The 12,924-nt window shown below is 69.9% G+C and carries 13 protein-coding genes; 6 read left to right on the top strand and 7 right to left on the bottom strand.

Annotated features, from left to right (window positions below; translation table 11 throughout):
• Positions 1-261: 261 nt before the first annotated feature.
• Positions 262-681: an ATP-binding protein gene (locus ACFVYN_RS25825; protein WP_390002263.1), complete on the bottom strand. Its 420-nt coding sequence runs from the start codon at positions 679-681 to the stop codon at positions 262-264.
• A gap of 92 nt (positions 682-773) precedes the next feature.
• On the opposite strand from ACFVYN_RS25825, the gene ACFVYN_RS25820 reads away from it, so the two are divergent.
• Positions 774-1,601 (top strand): helix-turn-helix domain-containing protein, encoded by an 828-nt coding sequence (locus ACFVYN_RS25820; protein ID WP_390002261.1) that lies wholly within the window; start codon positions 774-776, stop codon positions 1,599-1,601.
• Entirely contained in the window at positions 1,582-1,767 is a 186-nt protein-coding gene (locus tag ACFVYN_RS25815; RefSeq protein ID WP_390002259.1) for a DUF397 domain-containing protein, read from the top strand. The genes ACFVYN_RS25820 and ACFVYN_RS25815 overlap by 20 nt, the downstream gene beginning before the upstream one ends.
• Here ACFVYN_RS25815 and ACFVYN_RS25810 read toward each other — a convergent pair.
• Entirely contained in the window at positions 1,751-2,920 is a 1,170-nt protein-coding gene (locus tag ACFVYN_RS25810) for a steroid 3-ketoacyl-CoA thiolase (RefSeq protein WP_390002257.1), read from the bottom strand. The genes ACFVYN_RS25815 and ACFVYN_RS25810 overlap by 17 nt on opposite strands.
• Before the next feature lie 253 nt (positions 2,921-3,173).
• Here ACFVYN_RS25810 and ACFVYN_RS25805 point away from each other — a divergent pair, with 253 nt between their 5' ends.
• Complete coding sequence (locus tag ACFVYN_RS25805; protein ID WP_390002255.1) at positions 3,174-4,412, top strand: cytochrome P450; 1,239 nt, start codon at positions 3,174-3,176, stop codon at positions 4,410-4,412.
• Here the strand turns inward: ACFVYN_RS25805 and ACFVYN_RS25800 are convergent.
• On the bottom strand, positions 4,399-6,447 hold the full coding sequence (locus ACFVYN_RS25800; RefSeq protein WP_390002253.1) for a bifunctional glycosyltransferase 87/phosphatase PAP2 family protein: 2,049 nt from the start codon (positions 6,445-6,447) through the stop codon (positions 4,399-4,401). The two genes, ACFVYN_RS25805 and ACFVYN_RS25800, sit on opposite strands and share 14 nt — an antisense overlap.
• Before the next feature lie 301 nt (positions 6,448-6,748).
• Here ACFVYN_RS25800 and proP point away from each other — a divergent pair, with 301 nt between their 5' ends.
• Complete coding sequence (gene proP, locus ACFVYN_RS25795; protein WP_390002251.1) at positions 6,749-8,128, top strand: glycine betaine/L-proline transporter ProP; 1,380 nt, start codon at positions 6,749-6,751, stop codon at positions 8,126-8,128.
• Between the two features lie 85 nt (positions 8,129-8,213).
• Positions 8,214-8,885 carry an O-methyltransferase gene (locus ACFVYN_RS25790; protein ID WP_390002249.1) on the top strand — a complete coding sequence of 224 codons (672 nt, stop codon included), beginning with the start codon at positions 8,214-8,216 and terminating at the stop codon, positions 8,883-8,885.
• Between the two features lie 13 nt (positions 8,886-8,898).
• Here ACFVYN_RS25790 and ACFVYN_RS25785 read toward each other — a convergent pair whose 3' ends face one another.
• From ACFVYN_RS25785 to ACFVYN_RS25775, 3 genes are all read right to left on the bottom strand, one after another.
• Positions 8,899-9,291, bottom strand: a complete 393-nt coding sequence (locus ACFVYN_RS25785) for a hypothetical protein (protein ID WP_390002247.1) — start codon at positions 9,289-9,291, stop codon at positions 8,899-8,901.
• A 158-nt stretch (positions 9,292-9,449) separates the two neighbouring features.
• A complete protein-coding gene (locus ACFVYN_RS25780) occupies positions 9,450-10,148 on the bottom strand; it encodes a hypothetical protein (protein ID WP_390002245.1) in 699 nt (232 codons plus the stop codon).
• A gap of 5 nt (positions 10,149-10,153) precedes the next feature.
• On the bottom strand, positions 10,154-10,852 hold the full coding sequence (locus tag ACFVYN_RS25775) for a hypothetical protein (protein WP_390002244.1): 699 nt from the start codon (positions 10,850-10,852) through the stop codon (positions 10,154-10,156).
• 67 nt (positions 10,853-10,919) lie between these two features.
• Here ACFVYN_RS25775 and ACFVYN_RS25770 point away from each other — a divergent pair, with 67 nt between their 5' ends.
• A complete protein-coding gene (locus tag ACFVYN_RS25770; protein ID WP_390002242.1) occupies positions 10,920-11,408 on the top strand; it encodes a GNAT family N-acetyltransferase in 489 nt (162 codons plus the stop codon).
• Between the two features lie 152 nt (positions 11,409-11,560).
• On the opposite strand, the gene ACFVYN_RS25765 is transcribed toward ACFVYN_RS25770, so the two are convergent.
• The coding region (locus ACFVYN_RS25765) for an MFS transporter (protein WP_390002240.1) at positions 11,561-12,924 on the bottom strand (1,364 nt) is incomplete at its 5' end.

Here is a 12,924-nt window from a genome sequence, read left to right as displayed (position 1 = left end):
TCCAGCGCCCACTCGAACACACTGCGCCCGGCCCCCACCGCCTGCCCGGGGAACTCGGCCTCCACGTCCCATTCGCCGACCAGAACTCCGAGCCGTTCCAGAGCTTCCTGCCGTGCTGTCGCGCCCATCGCGAACACCCTCGGACTGAGGACCGCGTCGGCGGGCCAAAGTCATCGGTGGGTCCCCAGAGGCCGTCGACCGGGCTGGGTGGGGTGGGGGCTTGTGGCCTCGTGTCGGGTCGAAGGGGTACGCGTCGGACACCTACGGAAGGCCCTCTGCCATGTCGCATTCATGGGGCCCGCATTCGAACCAGACAACCTTGCCCCCACCCGATCTCGGCCCCACGCCCCACTTGTCCACGATGGCGTCCAGCAGCAGGAGTCCGCGGCCGTGTTCGGCCTCCGCGTCCGACCCGGCGGCAGGAAGCGGGAGTTGGGGCGCCCCGTCCGCGACCTCCACCCGGACGCCGGTCTCCAGCCGCAGCACCAGCACCACACACCGGCGGTCCGGAACATGGCGTACGACATTGGCGACCAGCTCCGTCACACCGAGCTCGGCGGCGTCGCACAGCGGGGACAGCCCCCACTCGTCCAGCAGCGAGCGGACGATCCGGCGGATGTGGCGGGCGGAGTGTTCGCCCGCGGTGAGCGACAGGCGCCACTGGGGAATGTAGGAGTTCACGGGACGAGCGTGACCTCGCATGACTACGCTGGGCTATCGAACGGACACAACTGGTTGGGCCGTGGACCCAGTTACCCGAGAGGGGACCCCGCGTGACCGGCATTCACTCCCTCGACCCCGGCGCCTCGCCCGGCGACTACTACGGTTTCGAGCTGCGCCGACTCCGAGAAGCGGCCCACCTGACCCAGCGTCAACTGGGCGACATCCTCAGCTACACCGGCTCACTGGTCGGCCAGATCGAGACGGCGAGGAAGGTCCCGACACCGGAGTTCAGCGAACGGGCGGACGCGGCGCTGGGGTCGGACGGGTTGCTGACCCGGCTGGTGGATCTGGTGCTGCGCAGTCAACTGCCGACCTGGTTTCAGCAGGTTGCGGAACTCCAGGCACGGGCCACCGAGATCGACTCTTTCGAGACCCACATGATCCACGGCCTCCTGCAGACCGAGGGTTACGCCCGTGCCGTGCTCGGCGTGCTCGACCAGACCAATCTGGACGACCGCACCGCCGTACGCCTGGCCCGCCGCAGCATCTTCGAGAAGGACGAACCACCGGTCTTCTGGGCCGTCATCAGTGAGGCAGCGCTGTACCAGGAGATCGGCGGCCCGGAAACCATGAAGCGCCAACTGGCTCATCTGTTGGCCTTCGAGAACAACCCCCGGATCAACATCCAGATCCTGCCGTTCTCTGCCGGAGCGCACACCGGACTACAGGGCGCTTTCGACCTCTACCGCTTCGCGAGCGACCCGAGCATCGTCTACACCGAGGGATACGGCAGCGGGCATCCGACCGCGAACCCGGACACCGTCAAGGACTGCTCACTCCGTTACGATCATCTCCAAGCCGCCGCGCTCTCCCTGAAGGAATCGGCGGGGCTGATTCGGCACGTGATGGAGGACCGCTATGGAAACCATCTGGCGTAAGTCGTCGTACAGCGGTGACCAGGGCGGCAACTGCGTAGAGGTCGCCGAAACCGCAACCGCCACCGTATCCGTCCGCGACTCCAAAACCCCGGCGGGACCGATCCTCACCGTCGCCCCCGCCGCCTTCACGACCTTCGTCAACTGGACGTCTACAACCGCTGAATGATCGTGCCGGTGGCCAACGCGCCCCCCGCGCACATCGTGATCAGCGCGAACTCCTTGTCCGTGCGCTCCAGTTCGTGAAGCGCAGTGGTGATGAGCCGTGCCCCCGTCGCCCCCACCGGGTGCCCGAGCGCGATCGCGCCGCCGTTGACGTTGACCTTCTCCAGGTCCTGTTCGAAGACCTGGGCCCAGCTGAGCACCACGGACGCGAAGGCCTCGTTGATCTCGACGAGGTCGATGTCCTTCAGGGACATGCCCGCCTTGCCGAGCACCGCACGGGTCGCGTCGATCGGACCGTCGAGGTGGAAGTGCGGGTCGGCGCCGACCAGCGCCTGGGCCACGATCCGCGCCCGCGGCCTCAGCTTCAGCGCCCGCGCCATCCGCTTCGACGCCCACATGATCGCCGCGGCGCCGTCGCTGATCTGGGAGGAGTTGCCCGCCGTATGGATGGCCGTGGGCATGACCGGCTTGAGCTTCGCCAGCGCCTCCATCGACGTGTCGCGCAGCCCCTCGTCCCGGTCGACCAGCCGCCACATGCCCTGCCCGGCCCGCTGTTCGTCCTCGGTCGTCGGTACCTGCACCGCGAACGTCTCCCGCTTGAAGCGCTCCTCGGACCAGGCGACGGCCGCCCGCTCCTGGGACAGCAGGCCGAGCGCGTCGACGTTCTCCCGGGTCAACTCCCGGCGCCGCGCGATCCGTTCGGCTGCCTCGAACTGGTTCGGCAGGTCGACGTTCCACTCGTCCGGGAACGGTTTCCCCGGCCCGTGCTTCGAGCCCGACCCCAGCGGCACCCGGGACATCGCCTCGACGCCGCAGCTGATGCCGACGTCGATGACCCCGGCCGCGATCATGTTGGCCACCATGTGCGAGGCCTGCTGCGAGGAGCCGCACTGACAGTCGACCGTCGTCGCCGCCGTCTCGTACGGCAGCCCGACGGTCAGCCAGGCGGTGCGCGCGGGGTTCATGGACTGTTCGCCGGCGTGGGTGACCGTGCCGCCGACGATCTGTTCCACCGCGTCGGCGGGGATGCCGGCGCGGCCGAGGAGCTCACGGTAGGTCTCGCCCAGCAGATAGGCGGGATGCAGATTGGCGAGCGCGCCGCCGCGCCTGCCGATGGGGGTACGGACGGCTTCGACGATCACGGGTTCGGCGGCCATGGGTGCGGGTCCTCTCCTCCGAACGGATCCAGGGAAGTTCCGTAGAACACACGCAGAACTTGGCAGAACTAGTACGTGTTCTACTTCGCGCTGCTCTGCAGTCTGCGGACGGGCCGCCCGCCACCGCAAGGGTCGTGCACACAATTGAGGGCCCCGTGCCCCTTGCCTCTTGTAGAACCCGTTACTACCTTCACGGCAGCTCTGTTCCTGATGGGCCGTCAGAAAGCTGTCGAACGGCTGGAGTGAGTTGCCGATGTCGTGTCCAGCGCTTCCCGACGGGTTCGACTTCACCGACCCCGACCTGCTGCAAAGTCGCGTACCGCTGCCGGAGTTCGCCGAACTGCGCCGGGCCGAACCGGTGCGCTGGATCCCCCAGCCGGCCAATGTCGCCGGTTTCCAGGACGAGGGTTACTGGGCGGTCACCCGGCACGCGGACGTCAAGTACGTCTCCACCCACCCGGAGATCTTCTCGTCGTATCTCAACACGGCGATCATCCGCTTCAACGAACGCATCCACCGCGACGCGATCGACGCGCAGCGCCTGATCCTGCTCAACATGGACCCGCCGGAGCACACCAGGGTCCGCGGGATCGTCCAACGGGTGTTCACTCCCCGGGCCATCCGCGCCCTGGAGGAACGCCTGCGCAACCGCGCCCACGCGATCGTGGAGACCGCGCGCACGCTGCCCGGCGGCTCCTTCGACTTCGTCACCCAGGTCGCCTGCGAACTGCCCCTGCAGGCCATCGCCGAGCTCATCGGCATCCCGCAGGACGACCGGGCGAAGATCTTCGACTGGTCCAACAAGATGATCTCGTACGACGATCCGGAGTACGCGATCAGCGAGCAGGTCGGCCAGGAGTCGGCCATGGAGGTCATCGCCTACGCGATGAACATGGCGGCCGACCGCAAGCAGTGCCCGGCCAAGGACATCGTCACCACGCTGGTGGCCGCGGAGGACGAGGGCAACCTGAACTCCGACGAGTTCGGCTTCTTCGTGCTGATGCTGGCGGTCGCGGGCAACGAGACGACCCGCAACGCCATCACCCACGGCATGCACGCCTTCCTCACCCACCCCGACCAGTGGGAGCTCTACAAGGCCGAGCGTCCCTCGACGGCGGCGGAGGAGATCGTCCGCTGGGCCACCCCGGTCAACTCCTTCCAGCGCACGGCCACCCAGGACACGGAACTGGGCGGCAAGCAGATCAAGAAGGGCGACCGGGTGGGCATCTTCTACGCCGCCGCCAACCACGACCCCGAGGTCTTCGAGAACCCGGACGTCTTCGACATCACCCGCGATCCCAACCCCCACCTCGGCTTCGGCGGCGGAGGCCCGCACTACTGCCTCGGCAAGTCCCTCGCGGTCCTGGAGATCGACCTGATCTTCAACGCCATCGCCGACGCCATGCCCACCCTCCGCGCCTCCGGCGACCCCCGCCGCCTGCGCTCGGCGTGGATCAACGGCGTCAAGGAGCTCCAGGTCACCCTGGGTTGACCCTTGTCCCGGCACCCCGGGCCGACGGCTCCACGAGGCCGTCGGCCCGTTCTTCGTCACGCCGTGCCGCCACCGCGACCACCCGGGCCCGCGGCCCCTGGAAGAGATACGACAACCCGAACCCGCCCGCGACAACCGCCGCGCCCCCCACCGCGTCCAGCACCCAGTGGTTCCCGGTGGCCACGATCGCCGAGACGGTGAAGAACGGATGCAGCAGGCCCAGCCCCTTCATCCACCACCGGGGCGCCATGATCGCGATGACGACCCCGCACCACAAGGACCACCCGAAGTGCAGCGAGGGCATCGCCGCGTACTGGTTGGTCAGCGCGGTCAGGGTGCCGTAGTCCGGCTTGGAGAAGTCCTGCACCCCGTGCACGGTGTCGATGATCCCCAGCGCCGGCATCAGGCGCGGCGGGGCGAGCGGGTAGAGCCAGAACCCGACGAGGGCCAGCAGGGTCGCGAACCCGAGCGAGGCCCGGGCCCACCGGTAGTCCACCGGCCGCCGCCAGTACAGGACGGCCAGCACGCTCAGCGGGACCACGAAGTGGAAGGACTCGTAGTAGAAGTCGAAGAAGTTGCGCAGCCAGTCGACCTTGACGACCGTGTGGTTGACCCAGTGCTCGATGTCGATGTGCAGCAGGCGCTCCAGATCGAAGATCTGCTGCCCGTGCTTCTCGGCGGTGGCCCGCCCCGCGGGGTTGGTGCCGCCAGTCGCAGCGAGTCGGACCTGCTGGTAGGCGGCGTAGGTGACACGGAGCAACAGCAGTTCGAGGAGGAGATTGGGCCGGGTCAGCACCCGCCGCAGGAACGGCAGCAGCGGCACGTGCCGGAACCGCGTGGGTACCGGCGCGGCAGACTCCGTGGGGATCGGCGCCTGGTAGTGGGGCGAGGTGCGCGACAGGAAGGGGATCACCGTGGCGGCGGCGAGCGCGGCCAGCAGCACCAGGTTGTCGCGCAGGGGGTACAGCGTCGCGATGTGCGGCAGCAGCATCGTCGTCGGCAGGGTCATCACCACGATGACGGCGACCGGCCACACGTACCGGTCGGAGGCCCGCTTGCCGACCCGCCCGACGACCGCGAGCAGCACCCACAGCAGCTGGTGCTGCCAGGTGGTCGGTGAGACGGCGATCGCCGCGCAGCCGGTGATCGCGACGGCGAGCAGCAGCTGGCCGTCGCGGGCGAAGCGCACGGCTCGGCGCACGCCCAGCGCGGCGACGGCCGCGCCGAGCGCCAGGAAGAGGGAGATCTCCAGCGGCCCTGTCATGCCCTGACGCAGCAGCAGGCCGTGCAGGGACTGGTTGGCGAGGTCGTCGGCGGGACCCCCGAGACCGGTGCCGGCGATGTGGTGCACCCAGTAGGTGTACGAGTCGTGCGGCAGCGCGGCCCAGGCGAGCGCGGTGCCTGCGGCGAAGGTCGCGGCCGAGGTGAGGGCGCCCCGGCGGCGGCCGGTGCACCAGAGCAGGGCCGCGAAGAGCAGGACCGTGGGCTGGAGGGCGGCGGCGAGTCCGACGAGCAGTCCGCTGGCCCGCTCGCCCCGGACGGCGAAGCAGGCGACCAGGACCAGCAGGACCGGGATGATGCTGGTCTGCCCGAGGTAGAGCGTGTTGCGCACGGGCAGCGACAGCATGAGGAGGCTGATCGCGACCGGCGCGGCGAGCAGGGCGGTGCGGCGGCCGACCGGCTGGGGCAGGGCGCGGGCGGCGACGAGACCGAGGGCGACGACCAGGAGCAGGGTGCCGAAGGTCCACCCCCAGCCGAGGGCCTGTTCGGCGGCCCGGGTGAGCGGCTTGAGGACGAGTCCCCCGAACGGCGTACCGGTGAACTGCGTCGAGTCGTACAGCGAGCCCTTCACATGCAGGACGCCGTCCGGGCCGACCCAGGTCTCCAGGTCCGTCAGCCGCTCGCCTCTGGGGGTACGGAGGACGACGGCCACCTCTCGTACGGCGAGGACGGCCGCCACCAGCCACAGGGCGAGCCTGGCCGCGCGCAGCCGCGCCTGGACCTCGGTGGTCCCACTGTGCTCCGCATTCGCCACGCCTCGCGGCCTCGCAATCCGGTCGTGCCGTGCGTCCGAGAGGAAGCAGGCAACCCCGTCTTCACCTGACGTCCCTTTTGTCCGGATGACGATAGTCCGCCACGAGTGCCGCCGGGCGGCCACGGCGCGAGATGGATCACATGCGCACAGGGAAGGCGCCTTCCTGACCAGCCACGGGGTACCTGCATACAGCACATTTACGTACGTTCTGCGACCGGACTTGAGCACTACGTGCACCCGGCAAGTCCACCTATGGTCGCTTTTTGCCCTTGTCCCCGTCGAAAGGCAGGCGAGCGAAGTTTTGCCGAGCGCCCCCGCCCTCAGTCACCCCGCCCCCGCGCCTCGCGATTCCGACACGCCCGAGGCGGTCGCCGTCGACCCGGCCCTCGTGAGGCGTGCCGTGAAGGCCGCCGCGCTGGGCAACGCCATGGAGTGGTTCGACTTCGGCGTCTACAGCTACATTGCCGTCACTCTGGGCAAGGTCTTCTTCCCGTCCGGCAATCCGACCGCCCAGCTCCTGTCGACGTTCGGCGCCTTCGCCGCGGCCTTCCTGGTCCGCCCGCTCGGCGGCCTGGTCTTCGGCCCGCTGGGCGACCGGGTGGGCCGCCAGAAGGTCCTCGCCGTGACCATGATCATGATGGCGGCCGGCACCTTCGCCATCGGCCTGATCCCGTCGTACGCCACGATCGGCGTCGGCGCCCCGCTGCTGCTCCTGGCCGCCCGCCTGGTCCAGGGCTTCTCGACCGGCGGCGAGTACGCGGGCGCGTCCACCTTCATCGCCGAGTACGCGCCCGACAAGAAGCGCGGCTTCCTCGGCAGCTGGCTGGAGTTCGGCACGCTCGCCGGCTACATCGCGGGCGCCGGTCTGGTCACGCTGATGACGGCCCTGCTGTCCACCGAGGACCTGGTGTCCTGGGGCTGGCGGATCCCGTTCCTGATCGCGGGTCCGATGGGCGCCATCGGTCTCTATCTGCGGCTGCGCCTGGAGGAGACCCCGGCGTTCACGGCCGAGACCGAGAAGGCCGAGGCCGAACAGCCCGAGGCGGACCGCCGCAAGGTCCCGCTGCGCGAGATGCTCACCGGCCAGTGGCACGCCCTGCTGCTGTGCGTGGGCCTGGTCCTGGTCTTCAACGTCACCGACTACATGCTGCTGTCGTACATGCCGAGCTATCTGACCAGCGAGCTCAAGTACGACGAGACGCACGGTCTGCTGGTCGTCCTCGCCGTGATGGCGCTGATGATGGTCGTCCAGCCCTTCGCCGGCGCCCTGAGCGACCGCGTCGGCCGCCGCCCGGTGATCGCCGCGGGCTGCGCGGGCTTCCTGTTCCTGTCCGTGCCGGCCCTGCTGCTGATCCGTCAGGGCAGCCTGTTCGCGATCGCGCTCGGCATGGGCGCGCTGGGCCTGCTCCTGGTCTGCTTCACGGCGGCGATGCCGGCCGCCCTCCCGGCCCTCTTCCCGACCCGGGTGCGCTACGGCTCCCTCTCGGTCGGCTTCAACATCTCGGTGTCCCTCTTCGGCGGCACGACCCCGCTGGTGGTGACCGCGCTGATCGGCGCGACCGGGAACATGATGATGCCCGCCTACTACATGATGGGCGCGGCCGTGATCGGCGGTGTGGCGGTGTGGTTCATGACGGAGTCGGCGGGCCGTCCGCTGCCGGGCTCGCCGCCGCAGCGTTAATCGCTGACAGGGACCGGGTGCTGGACTATATTCGTTAGAGCAACTAGTTAGCTGCTCTAACTAGACCTAGGAAAGGCACAGGTGCATGAGCGAGTCGCAGCTCTGGGACGACGTCGACGACTACTTCACCACCCATCTGGCGCCCGAGGACGACGTACTCCGGGCGGCCTTGCGCGACAGCGAGGCCGCCGGCCTGCCGTCCATCGCCGTGACGGCACCGCAGGGCAAGCTCCTGCAGCTCCTGGCCCGGATCCAGGGCGCCCGTACGATCCTGGAGTTCGGCACGCTCGGCGGCTACAGCACGATCTGGCTGGCCCGCGCCCTGCCCGCCGACGGCCGTCTGGTCTCGCTGGAGTACAGCCCGGTCAACGCCGAGGTCGCGAACCGCAACATCGCCCGCGCGGGCCTCGACAAGATCGTCGAGGTGCGGGTCGGGCCCGCCCTGGAGTCGCTGCCCCTGCTGGCCGACGAGAACCCGCCCCCCTTCGACCTTGTCTTCATCGACGCCGACAAGGGCAACAACCCGCACTACGTGGAGTGGGCGCTCAAGCTCACCAGCGCGGGCAGCCTGATCGTGGTGGACAACGTCGTACGGGGGGGCCGGGTCGCCGACTCCGGCAGCTCCGCCCCCGACGTCCAGGGCACCCGCACCGCGCTCGAACTGATCGGACGGCACCCGAGGCTGAGCGCCACGGCGATCCAGACGGTCGGCAGCAAGGGCTACGACGGCTTCGCGCTGGCGCGTGTGCTGCCCTGACCCGGCCCGCTTCTCACACCTCGTGATAGAAGCCGACGTTGACGCTGCGCGGGGCGGTGCGGTCGCGGATGAGGATCTCACCGTTGCCGCCCCGGGGAAGCGTCACGGAGCCGCCGTAGACCAGCGGCTGCGCGTAGGCGCCGGCCACCAGTTGTACCTCGGACGAGGGATCGGGCTGCGAGCCCTGGAGCCAGGTCACCTGCCAGACGCCTTCGGGCCCGCACAGGAACTCCAGGTGCACCCGGGAGACGAACAGCCAGTCGTCGGGGGTCGCGAGCCGGCACACGGACTTGTCCCGGCCCACCCGCAGCACGGTGCCCGGGTCACTGGGCGCGTCGGCCATCTGCATGCCGGCCGTGGCACCCTCCTCCGCCGCGGTGACGACGGCCATGGTGAGTTCGAGCACGTGCGCTCCTTCTGAAAGGTTCCTTGCGCGGCAACCCCGTTGACCTGCCGCCGCCGCATGATAAATCGCCCGGCACGGCGGTGTCCGGCGCAAGCAACCCAAGACCGGCCCGCCACCCGACTCCGGGCGACAGGCCGGTCGTACATACGGACGACGGGTCAGCTGTGCAGCAACCGCTCCGTCAGCTCGCGGTAGTCCCGCAGGGCCAGCCGGAGTTGCTCGGTGTCGCCGGCGCCTACGCCCTTGTCCCGGCCGCCGTCGCCGGCCTGCCAGGAGTTGCGCAGGGTGCGCCGACGCTGCTTCACGGCTTCGGCGAACCGGGTGGCGACCTCCTCCAGCACCTGGTCGGCCTCCTCGACGGCGGACCGGGGTTCGTCCACGAACCCGGCGACGGCGTGCTGGAGCCGCGTGCTGAGCTTGTCGCTCTCGTCGTGCGGCAGCAGCCGGGCCTCGTGACCCGAGACTCCGCCCACACCCGGACCGACACCGCCGACGGCATCGGACCCGGCGCCGCGCTCCCGCTCCCGCTCCCGCGCCCGCTCGGTCTCGTGGCCGAGGCCGGAGGCCTTGTCGCGGTCGGTACGGTCGGTACGGTCGGCGCGGTCAGCGCGGCCGGCACGGTCGTCGGCCGAGTCACGACCGAAGCCACCCTGGTCACGGGACCGGTCACGGGACTGGTCACCGGAGCCGGTGTTGCCCGCCGGACGTCCGGCCACCGGGTCCAGATCCGGCGCTTCGGACTCGGTGGGAGTCACCAGGGGACTGTGCGACCCCGCGGGGTCGTCGGCGGTACCCCTGCCGATCTTCCCCTCCCCCCGGGTGCCGTCGGCGCCCGGCCTGCTTGTGGCATCCGTCATGTCACTCAACTCCCCTTCGCGTGACGCCTGTTGACTGCCCACGGCTGATGGCCCCGGCTGTCGCTGCGACCGTCGCGGGCCTGTCCGGCGCGCGTGTCGGACTCATGGGCGGGTGTCCGGGACTCCTCGCGGCTCCGCGCCGGGCCGACGAGGTCCTCGAAGAGGGCCCGCGCCTCGACCATGGCGGCGCGCATCTCCTCGGTGTCCGTCGTCCGGCCGTCGCCGTCCTGCCGGGCGTTGGTGCGGGCACTCGCCACCGCGTGCACCCGCCGGTAGCCGTGCACGTGGTGCGCGTGGTGCACGGACAGCGCGTTGAACTGTTCCTCGTACTGCCCGCCGTCCGGGAAGCCCCGGGCCTCGGCGAGTTCGGCGAGCAACCGGTCGGCCTCGGCGACGGCCTCCCGAGGGGAGTCGACGAAGCGTTCCTGGGCGGCCGTCCAGCGGTCCTCGTACCGCTGGCGCTCCGCCGGTTCGAGTGGCTGCTGGCGCAGGGATCCATGCCGCTCCACGCGCTCGGTGAGCTCACGTTCGGCGGCCTTCTCGTCCCCGTTGTGCCGGGCCACGGTCCGGTCGTATTCGGGCCCGAAGCGTCGCTTCAGGCCCCGGCCGTGCTGCGGACCCCGGCCACGCAAAGTCAGGACGGCCGCCACGATGAGGACGGCCGCCACGATCACGATCAGAGCGATGATCAGGCCAGTTGACATGAGTGTCGGGTTGCCTCGAACATTTTATTCAAACCGTCTCCGCATATGTGTACGCGACAATCAGGCCATGACCTGGACCGTCACTGCCGAACCTCCCGGCTCTCCCACCGCAGCGGCACTCTGGCGCGCGTACTACACGGAGGTCAGCGACCGCTACTACCTCCTGCACGAGAACCGCAGAACAGACCCGGCCGAGCTGGAAAGGGAGATGGCGAAAGGCACGGGCAGCGAACTCACCCCGCCGACAGGCCTGTTGCTGGTGGCCAGATACGCAGGGGAACCGGCCGGCACGGCGGGCATACGACTCCGCCCCGACGGGAGCGCCGAGCTCACCAGGGTCTACCTGCACGAGACGATGCGCGGCAAGGGCGGCGCGGTCCTCCTCGTCGAAGCGGCGGAGTCAGCGGCCCGGGCCCTGGGCGCCACCCGCCTGATCCTCGAAACCCGCGCCGACCTGACCGAGGCCCTCGCCCTGTACGCGAGGCTCGGCTACCAGGAGATCGCCCCGTACAGCGACGACATCTACGCGGACCACACACTGGGCAAGGCCCTGTAAGCGGACAAGGGGCTGCGGAGCTCAGGGGCGCGGGGAACTTCGCAGAACGCCCGCCCCCACCGAACCCGCACGGGCCGCCGCAGGCATCCAGGGGCGCGAGGAACTGCGCGATCAGCCCCACAAACCGAAACCGGCCGTCGCAGGCACCCCCGTCAAACCGCCCGAGCCGCACCCCCTTCATGCGGCTGCTCCTTGTCCGACCCGCACAGCTCGTCGTTCAGATCCTTCACCAGCTGGGTGAGATCCGTGGACCGATCGGGCCCCCACCAGTCCCCCAGCAACTCCCCCAAAGACTCCTCCCGCGCCGCCGCGAGCCGCGTCGCGACCTCCTGGCCCGGCTCGGTGAGCAGGAGCTCGGGGCCCCGCCTCGACGCCAGCCCCCGTTCCTCCACCTGCCGCGCCGCCGCGATGATCGCGCCCAGCGGCACGGACGTGCGCTCGGCGAGCAGCGCGGGCTCCACCCACCCGTACTTCCGGATGCGCAGTATCAGCCAGCTCGACGCGGGCAGCAGGTCGTACCCGGCCCGCGCGGTGATCTCCCGGTAGACCTCCCGCCGCCCCTCCCGGGTCCCGAGCAGCGACAGTGCCCGGCAGACCTCGTCGTACGACGACCGTTGCACGGGATTGCTGGCCAGCGTCTCGGTGACGTCGGGCGCCGTGACCGAGCCCCGCAGCCGGTCCTCCTTGAGGAACCATGCGAGCACGAACCCGAGGAACGCGACGGGCGCGGCGTAGAGGAAGACGTCGGTGATCGAGGAGGCGTACGCGTGCAGCGCCTCGGGCCGCACCGAGCCCGGCAGCTGAGCGAGCCCCCGGGAATCGGCCTCGATCCCGGACACCGAGACCCCGGGCGGCAGTTGCGCACCGTGCAGGGCCTCGGCCAGCTTGTCGCCGAGCCGGTTGGCGAAGACGGTCCCGAAGATGGCGACCCCGAAGGACGCGCCGATGGACCGGAAGAAGGTGGCGCCGGACGTGGCGACGCCGAGATCCTCGTACGAGACGGCGTTCTGCACGATCAGCACCAGCACCTGCATGACCAGACCGAGCCCCAGCCCGAACACGCAGAAGCAGACGCTCATCACCCAGGTGGAACTGTTCTCGTCGAGCCGGTGCAGAAGCAGCAGCCCCAGCGTGGTGACCGCGGTCCCGGCCACCGGGAACACCTTCCACCGCCCGGTGCGGCTGACGATCTGCCCGGAGACGGTCGAGGACAGCAGCAGCCCGAACACCATGGGCAGCATGTGCACACCGGACATGGTGGGCGAGACCCCCTGCACCACCTGGAGGAAGGTGGGCAGATAGGTCATGGCCCCGAACATCGCGAACCCGACGATGAAGCTGATGACGGCGGACAGGGTGAAGGTCCGCACCCGGAACAGCTTCAACGGCAGCACGGGCTCGGCAGCCCGCCGTTCGACGCCCACGAACGCGACCGCCAGCAGCACGCCCAGCACCGCGAGCCCGACGATCTGGGGCGAGCCCCAGCCCCAGGTGTTGCCGCCCAGCGAGGCCACCA

The organism is Streptomyces sp. NPDC058307, from assembly GCF_042880295.1.
Lineage (GTDB): Bacteria > Actinomycetota > Actinomycetes > Streptomycetales > Streptomycetaceae > Streptomyces.
This window is presented reverse-complemented; position numbering and strand designations above follow the sequence as displayed.

What these genes read in the sequence shown, in the direction of transcription:
- ACFVYN_RS25815 (WP_390002259.1), top strand. Translation starts at nt 1,582, where the DNA reads ATGGAAACCATCTGGCGTAAGTCGTCGTACAGCGGTGACCAGGGCGGC.
- ACFVYN_RS25810 (WP_390002257.1), bottom strand. Translation starts at nt 2,920, where the DNA reads ATGGCCGCCGAACCCGTGATCGTCGAAGCCGTCCGTACCCCCATCGGC.
- ACFVYN_RS25805 (WP_390002255.1), top strand. Translation starts at nt 3,174, where the DNA reads ATGTCGTGTCCAGCGCTTCCCGACGGGTTCGACTTCACCGACCCCGAC.
- ACFVYN_RS25790 (WP_390002249.1), top strand. Translation starts at nt 8,214, where the DNA reads ATGAGCGAGTCGCAGCTCTGGGACGACGTCGACGACTACTTCACCACC.
- ACFVYN_RS25780 (WP_390002245.1), bottom strand. Translation starts at nt 10,148, where the DNA reads ATGACGGATGCCACAAGCAGGCCGGGCGCCGACGGCACCCGGGGGGAG.
- ACFVYN_RS25775 (WP_390002244.1), bottom strand. Translation starts at nt 10,852, where the DNA reads ATGTCAACTGGCCTGATCATCGCTCTGATCGTGATCGTGGCGGCCGTC.
- ACFVYN_RS25770 (WP_390002242.1), top strand. Translation starts at nt 10,920, where the DNA reads ATGACCTGGACCGTCACTGCCGAACCTCCCGGCTCTCCCACCGCAGCG.